This is a genomic window from Streptomyces sp. NPDC006365, assembly GCF_042870755.1.
In the GTDB taxonomy this organism is placed as follows: domain Bacteria; phylum Actinomycetota; class Actinomycetes; order Streptomycetales; family Streptomycetaceae; genus Streptomyces; species Streptomyces xiangluensis.
Genome location: NZ_JBIAHS010000003.1, coordinates 379,296 through 396,251, shown reverse-complemented (window position 1 = coordinate 396,251; position 16,956 = coordinate 379,296). Strand labels below are relative to the sequence as shown.

The window sequence follows — 16,956 nt, the reverse complement described above, 5'->3', positions numbered from 1 at the left end:
CCATGACCGACCAGCTGCCCCTGGACGAGGAGACCCTCGTCGTGGCGACCCGCACCCACGTCGCCGACGGCGTCGTCTCCCTCACCCTGCGCCGCCCGGACGGCGGGCCGCTCCCGTCCTGGACGCCGGGAGCGCACATCGATCTACTCCTGGACGGCGGCCTGATCCGCCAGTACTCGCTGTGCGGGGACCCCGCCGAACCGGAGGCGTGGCGCATCGCCGTCCTGCGTGAGCCACAGGGCCGCGGCGGCTCCGCGTACGTCCACGACCACCTGCCGGAAGGCACCGCCGTGCGCGTCCGCGGGCCGCGGAACAACTTCCCGCTGCGGCCGGCCCCACGCCATCTGTTCATCGCCGGCGGCGTCGGCATCACACCGATCCTGCCGATGGTCGAGGCCGCCGAGGCTGCCGGAGCCGACTGGCGTCTGCTCTACGGCGGCCGCACCCGCACCTCCATGGCTTTCCTGGACCGCCTCACGCCCAACCGGGACCGTGTGCTCGTCCGGCCACAGGACGAGTACGGCCTGCTGGACCTCGGGGCCTTCCTCGGCTCACCCGAGGAGGGCACCCTGGTGCACGCCTGCGGCCCCGAACCCCTGCTGCGGGCGGTGCAGGAGCAGTGCGCCGACTGGCCGGCCGGCACTTTGGGCGTCGAGCGGTTTGCCCCGGTGCAGGCAGCCGAAGCCCGCCCCGCCGCGGCCTTCGAGGTGGTGCTCGCCCGCGCCGGGCTCACCCTCACCGTGCCTCCCGACCGCTCGGTGCTCGAATCCCTGGAGGAGGCAGGCGTCGACGTGGACTTCTCCTGCCGCGAAGGCACCTGTGGCACGTGCGAGACCGACGTGCTCGACGGCACGCCCGACCACCGGGACTCCCTGCTCAGCGAGGACGAGCGAGCCGCCGGCGACACCATGCTCATCTGCGTCTCGCGCTCATGCGGGCCTCGCCTCGTCCTCGACCTGTGACCGGCCCGACAGGCACCGCCGGCTCATTCGGTACCTACGGGATCGCGACTGTCCGCTGACTGTCCGGATTCCGCCGCAAGTGCGACGCTGGGGGCACGAGAGGTATCCGCCGAGGGGACTCGGGAGGGCCACGATGGGACGCGACGTGCCGGCCCTGGTGTTCACGCGGGAAGACCGCCGTCGGTACCGGGACAAGATGCACACCTGCCTCGATGTGCTGGCGCAGATGTTGCGCGAGTCGGCCTTCGAGAGCGAGCGTCCCCAGGTCGGGCTGGAGATCGAACTCAATCTGGTGGACGCCGACGGGCTGCCGGTGATGCGGAACACCGAGGTTCTCCAGGCGATCGCCGACCCGGCCTGGGCGAGCGAGCTGGGCCGCTTCAACCTGGAGATCAACATCCCGCCCCGGCAGCTGACCGCCGGCGGTCCCGGCGACTGGGAGCAGGAGATCCGTGACGCGCTCAACCACGCCGAGGAACGCGCCTCGGCCGTGGGCGCGCATCTGATCATGATCGGCATTCTGCCGACCCTGGGCGAGACGGACGTGGGCGAGGCCGCCCTGTCCGGTGATCCCCGGTACCGGCTGCTCAACGAGCAGATCTTCGCGGCGCGGGGTGAGGACCTGCGGATCAGGGTGGACGGAGTGGAACGCCTGTCGATGTACGCCGACGCCATCACCCCCGAGGCCGCCTGCACCAGCACCCAGTTCCACCTGCAGGTTGATCCGAAGGAGTTCGCGGCCTACTGGAACGCGGCCCAGGCCATCGCGGGCGTACAGATCGCCCTGGCGGCGAACTCGCCGTTCCTGTTCGGCAGGGAGCTGTGGCGCGAGACCCGCATCCCCCTGTTCGAGCAGGCCACCGACACCCGCCCCGAGGAGATCAAGGCCCAGGGCGTACGACCGCGGGTGTGGTTCGGAGAGCGGTGGATCACCAGCGTCTTCGACCTCTTCGAGGAGAACGTGCGTTACTACCCGGCGCTGCTGCCCCTGTGCGACGACGAGGACCCGCAGCAGGCGCTCGACCAAGGCGGCGTTCCGCAACTGGGGGAGCTGACGCTGCACAACGGCACCATCTACCGGTGGAACCGGCCCGTCTACGCCGTCACCGACGGCCGGCCACATCTGCGCATCGAGAACCGTGTTCTGCCCGCGGGCCCCACCGTGGCCGACATCATCGCCAACGGCGCCTTCTACTACGGCCTGACCCGTGCCCTGGTCGACGAGGACCGGCCGGTGTGGACGCGGATGTCCTTCGCGGTCGCCGAGGAGAACCTGCAGACCGCGGCCCGCGACGGCATCGACGCCCGCCTCTACTGGCCCGGCGCGGGCGAAGTACCCGTCACGGAACTGGTGTTGCGGCGCCTGCTGCCACTGGCCCACCGGGGCCTTGAGCTGACCGGCATGGACACGGCGTGGCGCGAACCCCTGCTGGGGATCATCGAGCAGCGCTGCGTCACCGCCCGCAACGGCGCCCTGTGGCAGGCGGAGATGGTCCACCACCTCGAGAAGGCCGACACCTCCGACCGACGGGAGGCGCTCAGGCGGATGACCACGACGTACATGGACTACATGCACATGAACGCGCCCGCGCACACGTGGCCCGTGGACTGACGCCCGCCGGCTTCACCAGGCGGCGTTTCCTCTCCACTCCTCGGCAGCCGTCAGCGGAACGGGAACGGGTGGCTCTGCCGACGTCGCCAGCTCGATCCGTCGCCCCTCGGCCGACGAGCGCAGGAGGGCACTCATCGTCTCCAGCACGTGCAGGGCGAGTTCGCCGTTCGCGCGAGGCGCCCGCCGCCCGTCGGCGGCGATGAAGTCGAGCAGTCCGACGCCCCGTGCGCCGCCGACGTAGCCCGCCGACGCCTCAAGCGTGCGCCACCGCGTGTCACCGAGTTCGAAGAGCCGCACCTCGCCGTCGAAACCATTCGGATCCGGAACCGTGAGGGTCCCCGTCTCGCCGTGGACCTCGATCGGCGCGGCCGTGGTGGCCACGCCGTCGAAGCTCGTCGTGATCGTCGTCAGGGTCCCGCCCACGTGCTCGAGCACGCCGGAGACATGACTGTCCACCTCGACCGGTATCCACTCGCCCGCCCGCGGGCCGGAACCGATGACGCGCTCGGCGCGGAGCCGGCCGGCCGCCCCGATCACGGCACGCACCGGACCCAGCAGGTGGACGAGCGATGCCAAGTAGTACGGGCCCATGTCCAGCAGGGGGCCGCCCCCGGCGGTGTAGTAGAAGTCGGGGTGGGGGTGCCAGCGTTCGTGTCCCGGGGTGACCATGACGGCCGAGGCGAACAGAGGGCGTCCGATGCTTCCCGCCGTCACGGCCGCCCGTGCTGTCTGGATTCCGGTGCCCAGGACGGTGTCCGGAGCGCACCCGACACCGACGCCCGCCTTCGCGGCGGCCTCCATGACGGCGTGGGCGTCTGGGAGAGTCGCGGCCAGCGGCTTCTCTCCGTAGACGTTCTTGCCGTGGCCGATGGCGCCGAGGGCGATCTGGGCATGGGCCGCGGGAACGGTGAGGTTCAGCACCGTGTCCACGTCCGGGCTGCTCAGCAACTCCTCGACGGTCGGCGCCTCGGCGCCGGGCAGTTCGGCGGCGACCGCGGCCGACCGGGAGGCGTCGAGGTCGGCGACCGCGGTGACGCGTACGGCGGGATGGCCGATGAGCGTGTCCAGATACGCGCGGGAGATGACCCCGAGACCTACGACGCCTATGCGGTGCGCGTCGCCCACAGCATGCCCCTTTCGATGATGGTGCGGACGTTGGGGTTCTCCAGTACGTCCAGGCTGTGCCCCGGTGTCGTCACCACGATGCGCCCGGCGCCCCACCGGCGGGTCCAGACCGCAGGCGAGCAGGCCGGCCGGTGCCAGGGCTGCCACGGCCGGGTGAGATGGGTGGTGGTGGCCAGGACATCGATCAGGTCGTCGTGGAGCACCCAGTACTGCTCGGTGTGCAGTTCGAAGTCCTCGATGCCCGCGGTGATGGGGTGATCGCGGCCGGGCTCGGTGATGTTGATGGTGTGCGGCAGGTAGTTGTCCTCCGCTTCACCCCGGCGCTCACACGGCTCCTTGCCCGGGTGGGTCGCGAACTGGCCTCCCACCAGGTGGAGATAGTCGGAGGAGGCGCGGAACGAGTCGGCGATGCCGCCGTGCCAGCCGGTGAACCCGGTGCCCGCCACGACCGCCGCACTCAGTCCCGCGAGCTGCTCGGGGGCGATCTCCGACATCGTGATGCACTGCAGGACGAGATCGGTGCCGGCCATCTCGGCGGTGTCGGCGTAGACGTCGGTCGACTCCTCGACCCGGACGGTGTATCCGTTGCTCTGCAGGAAGGGCAGGAAAAGCTCCGTGGCCTCGACCGGCCGGTGCCCCTCCCACCCGCCTCTGACGACCAGGGCCTTCTTCCGCGTCATCTTGTCCCTTCATGGGGGCCGAAGAACAGCGCCATCACTATGCGTCAGCCGCCCGCGCCTCCGAAAGGGTTGCCGGACATCACGAAAGTTTCGCGGACCGGACGGGCCGGCAGAGTCCACCCGCCCGATCACGCCACGTGCCTGTGGCGGGGTTCCGCACCCGGATCCGTTGACATGCTCAAAACACCTGATTAGCATTCAGGAAATCTTGGAAAGCGCTTTCTCCCTGCTCGTGCCTCTGCATTCACACCTCCGCGCATCCGACGCGCCGGGGTGCATCTCCTGACGGGAGAGTGCCGACATGCACTCGAGGAACCGCAAGACGGCGTCGTTCCCGAAGGCGTCTGCAAGGAAGCGTCCGTTACGCACCTCGCGCGGCGTTCCCGCTCTCGCGCTCGCCCTGTTGCTCGGCGCGACGATGGTGCCCGCAGGCACCGGCAGTGCCACCGCGCAGACATCGACGCCACGGGCCGAGACGTCGCCCACCGGCTTCGCCGCGGTCAACGCGCTCGGCCAGAACGGCACCACCGGCGGCGCCGGCGGCCCCACCGTCACCGCCACCAACACCGAGCAGTTCCTGGAGTACATCGACATGACCGGTCCGCTGGTCATCCGGGTTCAGGGCACCATCGACATCACCAGCAAGCAGGGCGTGCGCCCGAACAAGACCATCGTCGGAGCCGGTTCCTCGGCCGTCATCAACGGCGGTGGCCTGGACTTCTATCGCTCGTACAACGTCATCGTGCGGAACATCAAGTTCACAGGCGCCGAGGACGACGCCGTCAACGTCGGCCAGGAATCGCACCACATCTGGATCGACCACAACGAGTTCGTCGGGGCCGTCGACGGGGCGATCGACATCGTCCGCGGCTCCGAGTACGTCACCGTGTCGTGGAACTGGTTCAACAAGACCGACAAGAGCATGCTGCTCGGCCACTCCGACAGCAACAGCGGCCAGGACACCGGCAAGTTGAAGGTGTCCATCCACCACAACTTCTTCGACGGCTCGCGGCAGCGTCACCCGCGCGTACGGTTCGGCGAACCGGTGCACGTCTACAACAACTACTACAAGGGAAACGCCCTGTACGGCGTCGCGTCGACCATGAACGCGGGGGTGCTCGTCGAGGGCAACCACTTCGAAGGCGTTGAGTACCCCTGCCACTCGGCGAGCGGGTACGACGAGTCGGGGCCGGGCCGGCTGGTGCAGCGGGGCAACGTCCTCACCGGGTCCGGTACGTGCGAGACCAACGGCACCGTGACCGAGCCGCGCACCTACTACTCGTACACGCTGGACCCGGCTGCCGACGTTCCCTCTCTCGTCCGGGCCGGGGCGGGCGTCGGAAAGACAGTTGGCTGAGCGTCCGAGCCCGGCATACGACATTCCGCCCGCAGCAAGACAGACGGACCGGACTGACCTGCCGTCATCCCCACACCCGACGGCCGACCCCCACAGGAGGACCCTTCCATGAGCCGCAGACGGACGCCGATGCCCACCGAGCGCGCATCCATACCCTGGCGTAACACGGTGGCCGTGGCCGTGCTGGCAGCCGCCATGCTGGCCGGGCCCGGCGTTGCCCAGGCCACTTCGCAAGCAGCTCCGCAGGCAGCACCGGCAGCGCGGGAACGGGTGGCGGCGGCCAGCATCACCTGGAGCCTCGAGCGGGCGAGCAATCCGACGCAGGACCAGCTGGCGGCGTACGACCTCATCACGAGGGCGATGAACGCGGCCGTGGCCCGGTACAACAACCTCAGCGACCTCGGTAAGAACATCACCGTCCGCTACGACCCGGGCGTGCCCACCGCCGACGGCAACATCAACGGAACCATCCGCTTCGGCAACCGCGCCTACATGACCGAGCGGACCGCTCTGCACGAGATCGCCCACACCATCGGCGTGGGGACGAGCGCGGGCTGGTCCCGCCTCGGCGGCAGCGGCACCTGGACCGGTGCTCAGGCCACGGCACTGGTCAGGCAGTTCGACGGTTCGGGAGCCAAACTGTCCACCGGCGGTGGCCACTTCTGGCCGTACGGCTTGAACTACGAGAACGAGTTCTCGAACACGGCGGCCGATCGTCACGTCCAGATCGTCGCCGCCATGGTCCGCGACGGTATGTGACCCGAAGGGCCGGTGCTCGGGAGTGGCCTCCGCTCCCGAGCACGTCGGCGGGAGAACGGTCAGTCGGACTTCGGTTCCGCCTGCTGCAGGACTTCCATGGTCCACACGGTCGAACCGCTGGCAGCCGGCTTGGGCCGGTCGCTCCCGCCCTGATGTGCTTCCTTCATCGAACCCTCCATCCAGGCCTGGAACGACTCCTCGTCGCGCCACCGGGTGTAGACGAGGTAGTTGTCCGTGCCGTCGACCGGGCGGAGGAGTTCGAACCACTCGAAGCCGTCGGCACTCTCGACGAGTCCGGCTCGCGAGGCGAAGCGCTTCTCCAGCGTCTCGCGCTGCTCGGCCGGCACGGTGAGGACGTTGATCTTGACGATGCTCATGGGTTCATCCTGCCGCACAGAACGTCAGCGGTGGCCGCCGACCCCGCCCCCTCGACCCGTGTCACCGGATCAGTCGCCCAGCACCCGGCGCAGGTACGCGTTGCCGAAGCGCCGGTCGGGATCGAGGCGGTCGCGCAGGGCGGTGAACTCGGCAAAGCGCGGGTACGCCTTGGCGAAGTCGTCGGCGCCCCGTGTATGCAGCTTGCCCCAGTGCGGGCGGCCGTCGTGGGCGGTGAAGATGCGTTCCGCGGCAGAGAAGTACTGGTGGTACGGCGTGCCGCGGTACACATGGACGGCGATGTAGGCGCTCTCGCGGGCCGACGCCGTGGAGAGCGTGATGTCGTCGGCGGGCGCCGTGCGGACCTCCACAGGGAAGCTGATCCGCAGGTCCGAGCGGTCGACCATGGCCTTCAGCTCGCGCAGGGTCTCCACCAGGGCCTCGCGCGGGACTGCGTACTCCATCTCCGTGAAGCGCACCCGGCGCGGCGAAGTGAACACCTTGTAGGGAATGTCCGTGTACGTACGGGCGGACAGGGCCCGGCTGGAGATCCCCGCGATCGTCGGGATGGTCGCGGGCACGGCACGGCCCAGCGAATTGGCCACCTGAAACAGGCCGTTGGAGAGGAACTCGTCCTCGAACCAGCCGCTCAACCGGCCCACCGGGGCGAGCGGACCCGCGCTTCGGTTGTTGCGCTTGGTGTTGCAGTTCCCGGTGTGCGGGAACCAGTAGAACTCGAAGTGCTCGTTCTCCGCGTGGAGTTCTTCGAAGGTGGCGGTGACCTGGTCGAAGGTCATCGGTTCTTCGTGCGCCCTGAGGTGGAAGAGCGGTTCCACGGCGAAGGTGATCGCGGTGACGACTCCCAGTGCGCCCAGTCCGATGCGGGCCGCCGCGAAAGCCGCGCGTTCTTCGTCGGTCCCCTTCTCCGAGCAGGTGAGCAAGGAGCCGTCCGCAGTGACCAGTTCGAGGCCGCGGACCTGTGCCGCGATCGAAGCCGAATCACGGCCCGTGCCATGGGTGCCCGTACTGATCGCGCCCGAGACGGTCTGCTCCATGATGTCGCCCATGTTCGTGAGCGACAGGCCTTCCCGGGCCAGGGCCAGGTTCAGTGCCTTGAGCCGCGTGCCCGCACCCACGGTCACCGTGCCGGCCGTGCGGTCGATGGAGCGGATGCCGGCGAGGTGGTCGGGCCGTATCAGGACGCCGTCGGTCGCGGCAGCCGGGGTGAAGGAGTGGCCGCTGCCGACGGGTTTCACCGTCAGGTCGTCCTCGGCTGCCTGGCGTACGACTGCCCGGAGTTCCTCCACCGAGGCGGGAGCGATGTCGCGTGCCGGGCGGGCAGTGACGTTCCCGTCCCAGTTCTGCCACACCCTCCTGCGCTCGTGCGCCTTGCCCCGGGGCGTACGGTAGCGGGTTGTCTCCACGACCTTCCTTCCTGATAGCTGTGGAACTGGCAGCGAAACCTGATGAGTTGGTGGGTCAGAGGAAGGCGTGTCCCTCACCGCGGTACGTCGGGACCTGGTCGACGATCTGTCCGCCCGCCACCAGATGGAGCGTGTTCACGCGCTCGCACAACTCGCCCGCCTTGGCGTGCCGGAACCACACATGGTCACCGAGCCGCAGTCCATGCGCCGCCCTGCCGAGCACCGGTGTCTGGACCTCGCCGGCTCCCTCCAGGGGATTCATCCGCAGGCCTCGGGGCCAACTCAGGGTGGGCAGACGGTCCTTGCCGTGCGGGCCGGAAGCGACCCAGCCGCCGCCGAGGACGGTGGCGATCCGGTCGGAGGGGCGGCGTACGACCGACATCACGAAGAAGGCGGCGGGCCGCGGACGGAAGTGCCGGTAGAAGTCGAACAGTCCGGGCCCGTAGAGACCTGATCCCGCACCGACCTCGGTGATCACGTGCTCGGAGGCGGTCTGCTCGATGGAGCCGGTGCCGCCGCCGTTGACGAACTCCAGTGGCTGCACGGCCTCGACGGCTGCGATGGCCGCGGCGCGCCTCTCGGCCAGCTCCCGGGCCGAGAAGCGCTGCATGGCGCGGAGCGCGGCACGCTTGAGGGGTGACCCCGGCTGGTTGTCTCCGAGTCCGGCGATCTGGCCTTCGTACGACATGACCCCGGCAAGGTGGAACCCGGGCCGGGCGACGATCGCCCGGGCGAGTGCCGCGGCCTGCCCCGGAGTGTGCACGGGGGAGCGGTACGGGCCCAGATGGAGGCGTCCACCGGCCAGTTCCAGCGAGGCGTCCAGGTCGATGCAGACGCGGAGGTCAGGTCGGCCCCCGCCCACCACGGCATCCATGAAGTCGAGTTGGCCGATGGAGTCGACCATGAGCGTGATACGTGAGGCCGCGCGCTCGTCCTTCGCCAGTTGCCGCAACGCGGTGCGGTCCGTGGTCGGATAGCCGATGACTATGTCTTCGTGGTATTCGTGCTCCCGGGCCAGCCACAGGGCTTCGGGCAGCGTGAACGCGAGAATGCCGCGGTAGCCCTCCCGGTCGAGCGCACGCCGGATCAGGTGGCGGCTGCGGACCGACTTGCTGGCCAGCCGGATGGTGGCGCGTGAGCCGGTCCGGCGTGCCAGATCGGCGGCGTTGGCGTCGAAGGCGTCCAGGTCCACCACGGCGAACGGCGGATCCAAGTGCTCGGTGGCCCGATCGAGTTGGGCCATCCGAACCTCGTTCAGAGGGACGAGGGCGGAGGCGGCCGATGCCGTCTGCTGCATTCCAGAGGCTCCCTGCGGATGCGGGGCTTACGTCGCCCGGGCTGAGTTGGTCACTCGTGCAAGACGCTTGACTCGTACGAGTGACCGTCTCATTCCGAACGAACCGAAGTCAACGTTTCCGGGCGGGAAACGGGGAGGCGAGAGAAGGTGAGCGGAGAGACGCGGCGGCGGGCATGACGAAGTTCGTCGCCTCCGCGGCGGAGTATGAGCACGGGAGTGTCAGTCGTCCTCGCCGACGAGGGTCATCAGGTGCTCGCCCGCCAGACGAAGCACCTCGCGGCTGTGCTCGCTGTTGCGGTCCACCAGCCAGCACAAGGTCACGCCGTCCAGCACCGCGTTGAGGTAGCGGGCCAGGACGGGAAGGGGCACCGTCCACCGGATTCCCGCGCTCTCGGCGGCTTTCACGAGGAACTCCTGATGGACTTCCATGTAGTGGTCGTACTGCCGGCGGGCCAGTTCCTCGAATCCGGCCTGGCGCAGGGCGTAGTGGGTGAGTTCGTACCCCGCCTGGTGCTCTCCCGGGCTGAGTTCCACGCCCTCCCAGAAGGTGAACAGGGTCCTGGTGACGCGCGTGCCGAGGTCGTCGGCCTCCGCCGCGAACACGTCCCTGGCCTTGGCGACACTGCTGTCCGTGAGCCGGGTGATGACCTCTTGCAGAAGTTCTTCGCGCGAGTTGAAGCAGTAGTGGAAGACGCCGAGCGGCATGTCCGCCTCGCCCACGATGGCGCGTGTCGTGGCCTTGGCGACGCCGTCGCGGACCATGACGCGGATCGCCGCGGCGATCAGCTCTTCCCGTCGGTCCTTCGCTGTCATGCGAGCCATTCGGCCGCCGCTCCTTCAAGCCTTCAAGAGTGGATGCGTACGAACATGCTATCGCGGTGTCTTGGACGCTCGACCAATATGTGGCGCCGGTGCGCTCGCACAGCAGCCGGTCGACCGCGGTCTCTCTCGCAAGAACACTCAGCCAGCCCATCCCCGAGCGATGCGCGACGATGGAGCCAAGTAAGCCACCAGTCGGCCATCCGGGGAGAGCACGGCATGAGCCATGTCGAGAACGAGCTGAACAGCCAGCCCGAGTGCTGGATCCGGGCCGTCGAGCAGGCCTCGCGGCACACGGCCGTACTGCCCGCCGCGGGGGAGCGAGTCGCGATCGTGGGATGCGGTACCTCGTGGTTCATGGCGCAGGCTGCCGCCGCGCTGCGCGAGCAGGCGGGCCAGGGCGAGACGGACGCCTTCGCCGCTTCCGAGTTCCCGCACGGGCGGACGTACGACCGCGTCCTCGCTCTCACCCGCTCCGGTACCACCACCGAGGTGCTCGGACTCCTCGGCCGGCTGAAGGGGCGTACGCGCACCGTCGCGATCACCGGGGATCGGCGAACTCCCGTGATGGAGGCGGTGGAAGACGTGATCGTGCTCGACTTCGCCGACGAACGGTCCGTGGTGCAGACCCGGTTCGCCACTACCGCGCTCACGCTGCTGCGGGCTCACTTCGGCCTGCACACCGAGGCTGTCGTCGCCGATGCCCGCACCGCACTGTCGGTGCCGCTGCCTGACGGGCTGGTCGACTGCGCGCAGTTCACGTTCCTGGGCCGCGGCTGGAGCGTGGGGCTCGCGAACGAGGCCGGGCTCAAGATGCGTGAGGCCTCGCTGGCCTGGGCCGAGGCCTATCCGGCGATGGAGTACCGGCACGGCCCGATCAGCATCACCTCCGCCGGAACCGCAACCTGGATGCTCGGTGACGCGCCGGACGGGCTGGCCGAACAGGTGCGGGCCACGGGCGGGTTGTGGGTCGAGGGCGGCCTCGACCCGCTCGCCGAACTCGTCCGCGCCCAGCGACTCGCCGTGGCCGTCGCCGCGGCCCGCGGCCTCGACCCCGACCGGCCGCGCCACCTCACCCGTTCGGTCATCCTCACCACGCCCTGACCGGCGAACCCGCCACGGACCGCCGTCCTGGGCGCATGACCGAGGGCTGTGGATCGAGGCCGAGTTGGGAGAGGTCGGCGGCAAGAACGGCCGGCCACCGCTGGACGCCCACGCCCCGCCGCCCGGACGGATCCCGCCGAGGCACGCGCCTTCGTCGCCGACTCCGGCGTGGACGCCCTCGCTGCGGCGATCGGCAGCGTCCATGCCACGACCACCCGCACCGCCGCCCTCGATCGCGACCTCCTCAAACGCCTCACCGCCGCCCTCGACGCACCGCTCGTCCTGCACGGCTCCTCCGGCCTCCCGGACTGCGAGCTGACGGCGGCCGTCACCGGCGGCATCACCAAGGTCAACTTCGGAACAGCCCCGAATCTCGCGATGACTGGCGCGATCCCGACTTCCTCACCGCACACCCCGACGCGGTCGACTCACGCGCGTACCTGACAGTGGCGCGTGAGGCATGACGGAGGCGGTGGCGCGGATCACGAGGGTCGTACGAGCCCGCTGAGCTTCGCACAGAAGCACCACGAAGGCCCGTCGAGTAGCTGGTAGTGCCCGGTATCGCTGGTAGTTTTTCACCATGTGGGAGACGCAGGTCCACCTCGGGGAGCCGCCCGTCGTGGTGAACGCCGGAGTGGGCGTGCACGGCGTCGCGAGCCGTACCGATGTGTTCCGGCTGCCCGAGCTGTGGCAGCTGCACCTGTACCAGTACGACGCCGAGTTGATCGTCGACGGCACACCGCACGCCGTCCGCCCCGGCCGGGTCAGTCTCGTACCGCCCGGCACGACGGTCCGTTTCCGCTACCAGGGCCGTTCCGAACACCTCTACGCGCATCTGCGCGTCGCCCCTGCCGGACCGCCGCGCACCATCCCTGTCATGCAGGACGCAGGGCCCGAACTCCCCACGCTCACCGGCCTGTTGCTCCAAGCGATCGCCTCCGTTCCCGGCGCGCCCGAACGCACCAGGGCCGAGATCTGGACAGCCCTGTGGCGCATCGCCCACCTCACGCCCGACGCCGGGCGCCCGGGGCCGCACCCCGCCGTCACCGCCGCCATCGCGTACATCGAGGCGAACCTGGCCGCCCCGCTCACCGTGCCCGCCGTCGCACGCGCCGCGGGCGTCTCGCACAACCACCTCACCCGGCTCTTCCGCACCACGACGGGCGGCACGGTCGTCGCGTACGTCCGACGCCGCAGACTGGACCGCGCACACCACCTGCTGCGCGCCTCGACCCTCTCCATCCCGGCCGTCGCCGCGTCCGTCGGCATCCCCGACCTGCAGGCCTTCAACAAGGCGTGCCGACGCGAACTGGGAGCCTCTCCACGCGCCCTGCGCGGCGAGACCGCCCCCGCGGGCTTGCCTACCTCTTGACGGCCTTCAGGATCACGAACTTCGCGTCGCTGGCCACGACTTGGCTGTTGCCGAAGAGGCGGCGCAGCTTCACGTGGTAGCCGAGGTGCCGGTTGCCGACCACCCACAGCTCGCCGCCCGGTCGCAGCGACCGGCGCGCTCCCGTGAACATCCGCCAGGCCGTGGCGTCGGTCGTCGCCTGGTGCGAGTGGAAGGGCGGGTTGCTGAGCACGAGGTCGACGCTCGCGGGCGGGACGCCGGTCAGCCCGTCGCCGACGCAGAACTCCGCCTTGCCGACGCTCTTGGAGTTTGCCTGGTACGTCGCCTCCGCCGAGGCCACCGCCTGGTACGACTCGTCCACGAACAGCACCTCGGCCTCCGGGTCGGCCAGCGCCATGGCCGTACCGACCACACCGTTGCCGCAGCCCAGGTCCACCACCTGCCCGGCCCCGGGCCCGTACGGCAGATGCTGGAGGAAGAATCGTGTGCCGATGTCGAGACGCTCGGCACAGAAGACGCCCGCGTGGTTGACGACGGTGCGGCCGGAGACGGGACCGATGCCGTCGGGCAGTGCGTAGGTGTGCGGCCAGGGGTTCTTCGGCCGGGTGAGCGCGGGGTCCGGCTCGCAGAAGATCAGCCGGGCCTTCTTCTCGGCCAGGGAGGTCCTTGTAGGGCCGAGGATCCGCTCGAACAGCTTCAGCGTCGAGGTGTGGATCTCCTTGACCATGCCGGTACCGACGACGACCGTCCCCTCGTGCACGCCGGGCGCCAGACGCAGCAGCTGGTCCTCCAGGAGCGCCAGGCTCTTGGGCACGCGGATCAGGAGCACGTCGATGCGTGCGGGCGGCGGGTCCTGGGTGGTGAGCAGGCGCACCGAGTCCGCGTCGACTCCGCCCCGTGCCAGATTCGAGCGGGTCGCCTCCCGGGCGAGGAACGAGTCCGTGATCTGCACCGGCCGCAGTGTGTGGAGGGCGGTGACGAGGGCGCCCCAGCGGTCGCCCACCACGACGACGGTTCCGTCCAGCGGCTGTCCCCGCCCCGCGAGTTCCGCGAGATGCCGCAGCAGATACGTGTCGGAGGCGTCCCAGGCGCGCAGCCGCTCACGGGGGTCCTCGGGGAAGCGGGCCAGCTCGTGCTCGCCCCATGGTGTCGCCATACGCTCGGTCATCGTGCGCCCAGGCTAGCCGAGCGGCAGCTCATGGGGTTTCTCGGCGTTACATCCCTGAGCTGTGCGCGAGGATGGAGCCATGGACACGGAGCTGTTTCCCCGGAGTCTCACGGAGGTCGCGCCGGGCGCGGTGCATGTGCCGGACTGGCTGGACGCCGGGCGCCAGCGCGAACTGCTCGAAGCCTGCCGCGACTGGGCGCGCCCACCCGCCGGCCTGCGCACGGTCCACACACCCGGCGGCGGCACGATGACGTCGCAGCAGGTCTGCCTCGGCTGGCACTGGTATCCGTACGGGTACGCGCGCACGGTCGTCGACGGTGACGGCGCGCCCGTGAAGCCGTTCCCGGAATGGCTGGGCGAGCTCGGCCGTCGCGCGGTGGCCGATGCCTTCGGGGGCGACGACGCCTTCGAGGGCGAGCCGACAGCCCCGTACGACATCGCCCTGATCAACTTCTACGACGCCGACGCCCGCATGGGCATGCACCGCGACAGTGACGAGAAGTCCGACGCCCCCGTCGTGTCCCTGAGCCTCGGCGACACATGCGTCTTCCGCTTCGGCAACACCGCGTCGCGCGCACGCCCTTACACGGACGTGGAACTGCGTAGCGGCGACCTTTTCGTCTTCGGCGGCCCCGCCCGCCTCGCGTACCACGGCGTACCGCGCGTGAACGCGGGCACCGCACCCCCGGAACTCGGCCTGACAGGCAGGCTCAACATCACGCTGCGGGCCAGCGGTTTCTAGGCGAGGACCTCAACCGTCCGGATCATGGGAGACTCCCACTCATGAACGGCAAGCCGACCACCCGAGCAGCGGGAGAAGGAACCACGCGGACCCGGCTGGACCGCGGACGCGGCGCGCTCGGGCCCGCTTTGGAGCTCGTGCACACGGGACGCGCGCCGACGCGGGCCGTGCTCACCGCCGAACTAGGGGTGACGCGGGCGACGGCCGGCGCGGTGGCCGCGGAGCTCGAAGCGCTCGGGCTGATCCGGGTCGACGCCCGCCCCGGCGCCGCCGCCGGCTCGCAGGGCCGGCCCTCGCACCGGCTCCGGCTCGCCGAGGACGGCCCCGTCGCCCTCGCCGCCCAGGTGCACGCCGACGGCTTCCGTGCGGCGCTGGTCGGGCTCGGCGGCCGTATCGTCGCGACCGCCCCCGGCTGCGAGATCGTCGACGCCGACCCGGCGAAGGTGCTCGGCTCGGTCGTCGACGCGGGCGCCCAGCTCCTCCAGCAGACGGGACGGCACTGCGTGGGCGCCGGACTCGCCGTGCCCTCCGCCGTCGCCGAACCCGAGGGCACGGCCCTCAACCCGCTCCATCTGGCCTGGCCGGCGGGCGCACCCGTACGGGAGATCTTCGCGGAGCGGATCCACGCGGCCGGGATCATCGGCCCGGCGTTCGCCGCCAACGACGTGAACCTCGCCGCGCTCGCCGAGCATCGTCACGGCGCGGGCCGTGGCGCGCGCGACCTGCTGTGCGTGGCCACGGGACACCGCGGCGTCGGCGGCGCGCTCGTGCTCGACGGCCGTCTGCACACAGGCAGTTCTGGCCTGGCACTCGAAGTCGGCCACCTCACGGTCAACCCCGAGGGACGCCCCTGCCACTGCGGCAGCCGAGGCTGCCTGGACGTCGAGGCGGACCCGCTCGCCTTCCTCACCGCGGTGGGCCGCGACCCCGGCCCCGAGGTCTCGCTGCTTCAGGAGGCGAACGAACTGATCCGCGACCAGTACGCCGACCCGGCCGTCCGTGCGGCCGCCGAGGCACTGATCGACCGACTGGGCCTGGGACTTGCGGGACTGGTCAACATCCTCAACCCGGACCGCATCATCCTCGGCGGACTTCACCGCACCCTCCTCGACGCCGACCCGGAGCGCCTGCGCGCCGTCGTCGCCGACCGCAGTCTGTGGGGGCAGAGCGGCGGCGTACCGATCCTCGCCTGCACGCTCGACCACAACAGCCTGGTGGGAGCAGCCGAGTTGGCCTGGCAGCCGGTGCTCGACGACCCGCTCGCCGCGCTCACGGCCCGGTAAGGCTCCACAGCGCCGACACCAACGGCCGCCGCAGATCGGCACGTCGTACGCACAGGCCGATCGGGAACGGCTCCGGTGGGGGAGAGGCGGGGAGCACGGCCAGACGGTCGCGCACCGCGCTGCTCTCAAGCACGAGACGGGGCACGACACCCGTACCGCAGCCGAGCGCGACCAGCGTCAACAGCCCCTCGTGGCCGTCGGGTTCGGCCGACACCTCAGGTGTGACACCCCGCGCGCGGAACCATCGGTCGGCCGCCTCGCGCACCAGTCCACGCTGCGGCAGCACGAACGGCCCGCCGAGACCGTCGTCCGCGCCGTCGCGGGCCGTCACAAGGACCAGCTCGGTCACCGCCACCGTCCGGCTCACCAGCGCCCCGGCAGCCGCGCCGGAATGCCCGCGACCGCCGCGTCCACCTCGCCCTCGTCGAGCCGGGCGAGTGCGGCAGCCGCGTCGCCGGTGCGCAGGTCGAGGCGTACCTGCGGATGTGCGGCGCGAAAGCGTGCGAGGAGGTCGGGCAGGAGCGCCTGACAGGCCGTCACGGTCGCGAACACCGCCAGCCTGCCGGTGAGTTCGGCCGGGTCCGGGTGCTCCTCGCGGTAAGTGCGCCACAACTCCAGCGCCTCCATCGCGTACGCACGGAAGCGATGCCCTTCCGCAGTCAGCGACACCCCGCGCGGGCCACGGTCGAAGAGCCGGTGGCCGAGCTCCGCCTCGAGGCGCTGCACGGTGCGGGTGAGCGTCGCGGGGCTGACATGGCAGTCCAGACTTGTCCGGCCGAAGTTCAGCAGCCTCTTGCGAGGAACCCCGGGCGTTCAGACCCGGGAGGAATTGCCCGGCCGGGGAGTAGCCGGGTCTCTCGTCCGGTCATGGCCTCGGCGCACGGCCCTGTGTGTCACT

General features: G+C 70.3%; 15 protein-coding genes and 2 pseudogenes. 9 read left to right on the top strand and 8 right to left on the bottom strand.

Going from position 1 to position 16,956, the window contains the following annotated elements; translation table 11 throughout:
- Nucleotides 1–2 precede the first annotated feature (2 nt).
- A complete protein-coding gene (locus ACFYO0_RS11035) occupies nucleotides 3–962 on the top strand; it encodes a PDR/VanB family oxidoreductase (protein WP_388673468.1) in 960 nt (319 codons plus the stop codon).
- A gap of 133 nt (nucleotides 963–1,095) precedes the next feature.
- The gene (locus ACFYO0_RS11030) at nucleotides 1,096–2,574 is read left to right on the top strand and encodes a glutamate-cysteine ligase family protein (protein ID WP_388673466.1); all 1,479 of its coding nucleotides are present in this window, start codon (nucleotides 1,096–1,098) and stop codon (nucleotides 2,572–2,574) included.
- A gap of 12 nt (nucleotides 2,575–2,586) precedes the next feature.
- Here the strand turns inward: ACFYO0_RS11030 and ACFYO0_RS11025 are convergent, their stop codons facing one another.
- Nucleotides 2,587–3,699, bottom strand: a complete 1,113-nt coding sequence (locus tag ACFYO0_RS11025) for a Gfo/Idh/MocA family protein (protein ID WP_388673464.1) — start codon at nucleotides 3,697–3,699, stop codon at nucleotides 2,587–2,589.
- Nucleotides 3,678–4,379: a ThuA domain-containing protein gene (locus tag ACFYO0_RS11020; RefSeq protein ID WP_388673462.1), complete on the bottom strand. Its 702-nt coding sequence runs from the start codon at nucleotides 4,377–4,379 to the stop codon at nucleotides 3,678–3,680. Before ACFYO0_RS11020 ends, ACFYO0_RS11025 begins: the two co-directional genes overlap by 22 nt.
- Before the next feature lie 301 nt (nucleotides 4,380–4,680).
- On the opposite strand from ACFYO0_RS11020, the gene ACFYO0_RS11015 reads away from it, so the two are divergent.
- Nucleotides 4,681–5,736, top strand: a complete 1,056-nt coding sequence (locus tag ACFYO0_RS11015; protein ID WP_388673460.1) for a polysaccharide lyase family 1 protein — start codon at nucleotides 4,681–4,683, stop codon at nucleotides 5,734–5,736.
- Nucleotides 5,737–5,865: 129 nt separating this feature from the next.
- Nucleotides 5,866–6,495: a hypothetical protein gene (locus ACFYO0_RS11010; protein ID WP_388674236.1), complete on the top strand. Its 630-nt coding sequence runs from the start codon at nucleotides 5,866–5,868 to the stop codon at nucleotides 6,493–6,495.
- A gap of 59 nt (nucleotides 6,496–6,554) precedes the next feature.
- Here the strand turns inward: ACFYO0_RS11010 and ACFYO0_RS11005 are convergent, their stop codons facing one another.
- From ACFYO0_RS11005 to ACFYO0_RS10990, 4 genes are all read right to left on the bottom strand, one after another.
- Nucleotides 6,555–6,872: an antibiotic biosynthesis monooxygenase gene (locus ACFYO0_RS11005; RefSeq protein WP_344390390.1), complete on the bottom strand. Its 318-nt coding sequence runs from the start codon at nucleotides 6,870–6,872 to the stop codon at nucleotides 6,555–6,557.
- Between the two features lie 69 nt (nucleotides 6,873–6,941).
- Complete coding sequence (locus tag ACFYO0_RS11000; RefSeq protein WP_388673458.1) at nucleotides 6,942–8,294, bottom strand: D-arabinono-1,4-lactone oxidase; 1,353 nt, start codon at nucleotides 8,292–8,294, stop codon at nucleotides 6,942–6,944.
- A gap of 55 nt (nucleotides 8,295–8,349) precedes the next feature.
- Entirely contained in the window at nucleotides 8,350–9,591 is a 1,242-nt protein-coding gene (locus ACFYO0_RS10995; RefSeq protein ID WP_388673456.1) for an amino acid deaminase/aldolase, read from the bottom strand.
- A gap of 219 nt (nucleotides 9,592–9,810) precedes the next feature.
- Nucleotides 9,811–10,413: a TetR/AcrR family transcriptional regulator gene (locus tag ACFYO0_RS10990; RefSeq protein WP_388673454.1), complete on the bottom strand. Its 603-nt coding sequence runs from the start codon at nucleotides 10,411–10,413 to the stop codon at nucleotides 9,811–9,813.
- A 216-nt stretch (nucleotides 10,414–10,629) separates the two neighbouring features.
- Here ACFYO0_RS10990 and ACFYO0_RS10985 point away from each other — a divergent pair, with 216 nt between their 5' ends.
- The 3 genes and pseudogenes from ACFYO0_RS10985 to ACFYO0_RS10975 all read left to right on the top strand — a co-directional run bounded on the left by ACFYO0_RS10985 (nucleotide 10,630) and on the right by ACFYO0_RS10975 (nucleotide 12,886).
- Complete coding sequence (locus ACFYO0_RS10985; protein WP_388673452.1) at nucleotides 10,630–11,514, top strand: SIS domain-containing protein; 885 nt, start codon at nucleotides 10,630–10,632, stop codon at nucleotides 11,512–11,514.
- A 28-nt stretch (nucleotides 11,515–11,542) separates the two neighbouring features.
- Nucleotides 11,543–11,978: pseudogene (locus ACFYO0_RS10980) on the top strand (class II fructose-bisphosphate aldolase); the annotation flags it as partial.
- A 116-nt stretch (nucleotides 11,979–12,094) separates the two neighbouring features.
- Nucleotides 12,095–12,886 carry a helix-turn-helix domain-containing protein gene (locus ACFYO0_RS10975; RefSeq protein ID WP_388673450.1) on the top strand — a complete coding sequence of 264 codons (792 nt, stop codon included), beginning with the start codon at nucleotides 12,095–12,097 and terminating at the stop codon, nucleotides 12,884–12,886.
- Here ACFYO0_RS10975 and ACFYO0_RS10970 read toward each other — a convergent pair.
- A complete protein-coding gene (locus tag ACFYO0_RS10970; protein WP_388673448.1) occupies nucleotides 12,876–14,021 on the bottom strand; it encodes a methyltransferase in 1,146 nt (381 codons plus the stop codon). The two genes, ACFYO0_RS10975 and ACFYO0_RS10970, sit on opposite strands and share 11 nt — an antisense overlap.
- A gap of 91 nt (nucleotides 14,022–14,112) precedes the next feature.
- On the opposite strand from ACFYO0_RS10970, the gene ACFYO0_RS10965 reads away from it, so the two are divergent.
- Together ACFYO0_RS10965 and ACFYO0_RS10960 are read left to right on the top strand one after the other, a co-directional pair.
- Nucleotides 14,113–14,775: an alpha-ketoglutarate-dependent dioxygenase AlkB family protein gene (locus ACFYO0_RS10965; RefSeq protein ID WP_388673446.1), complete on the top strand. Its 663-nt coding sequence runs from the start codon at nucleotides 14,113–14,115 to the stop codon at nucleotides 14,773–14,775.
- Nucleotides 14,776–14,816: 41 nt separating this feature from the next.
- Complete coding sequence (locus ACFYO0_RS10960) at nucleotides 14,817–16,058, top strand: ROK family protein (protein ID WP_388673444.1); 1,242 nt, start codon at nucleotides 14,817–14,819, stop codon at nucleotides 16,056–16,058.
- Here ACFYO0_RS10960 and ilvY read toward each other — a convergent pair.
- Nucleotides 16,045–16,847: pseudogene (gene ilvY, locus ACFYO0_RS10955) on the bottom strand (HTH-type transcriptional activator IlvY). The gene ACFYO0_RS10960 and the pseudogene ilvY overlap by 14 nt on opposite strands.
- Nucleotides 16,848–16,956 lie beyond the last annotated feature (109 nt).

Coding starts and splice junctions, on each gene's coding strand:
- ACFYO0_RS11035 (WP_388673468.1), top strand. CDS start 3: ATGACCGACCAGCTGCCCCTGGACGAGGAGACCCTCGTCGTGGCGACC.
- ACFYO0_RS11030 (WP_388673466.1), top strand. CDS start 1,096: ATGGGACGCGACGTGCCGGCCCTGGTGTTCACGCGGGAAGACCGCCGT.
- ACFYO0_RS11020 (WP_388673462.1), bottom strand. CDS start 4,379: ATGACGCGGAAGAAGGCCCTGGTCGTCAGAGGCGGGTGGGAGGGGCAC.
- ACFYO0_RS11015 (WP_388673460.1), top strand. CDS start 4,681: ATGCACTCGAGGAACCGCAAGACGGCGTCGTTCCCGAAGGCGTCTGCA.
- ACFYO0_RS11010 (WP_388674236.1), top strand. CDS start 5,866: ATGCCCACCGAGCGCGCATCCATACCCTGGCGTAACACGGTGGCCGTG.
- ACFYO0_RS11005 (WP_344390390.1), bottom strand. CDS start 6,872: ATGAGCATCGTCAAGATCAACGTCCTCACCGTGCCGGCCGAGCAGCGC.
- ACFYO0_RS10995 (WP_388673456.1), bottom strand. CDS start 9,591: ATGCAGCAGACGGCATCGGCCGCCTCCGCCCTCGTCCCTCTGAACGAG.
- ACFYO0_RS10990 (WP_388673454.1), bottom strand. CDS start 10,413: ATGGCTCGCATGACAGCGAAGGACCGACGGGAAGAGCTGATCGCCGCG.
- ACFYO0_RS10985 (WP_388673452.1), top strand. CDS start 10,630: ATGAGCCATGTCGAGAACGAGCTGAACAGCCAGCCCGAGTGCTGGATC.
- ACFYO0_RS10975 (WP_388673450.1), top strand. CDS start 12,095: ATGTGGGAGACGCAGGTCCACCTCGGGGAGCCGCCCGTCGTGGTGAAC.
- ACFYO0_RS10970 (WP_388673448.1), bottom strand. CDS start 14,021: ATGGCGACACCATGGGGCGAGCACGAGCTGGCCCGCTTCCCCGAGGAC.
- ACFYO0_RS10965 (WP_388673446.1), top strand. CDS start 14,113: ATGGACACGGAGCTGTTTCCCCGGAGTCTCACGGAGGTCGCGCCGGGC.
- ACFYO0_RS10960 (WP_388673444.1), top strand. CDS start 14,817: ATGAACGGCAAGCCGACCACCCGAGCAGCGGGAGAAGGAACCACGCGG.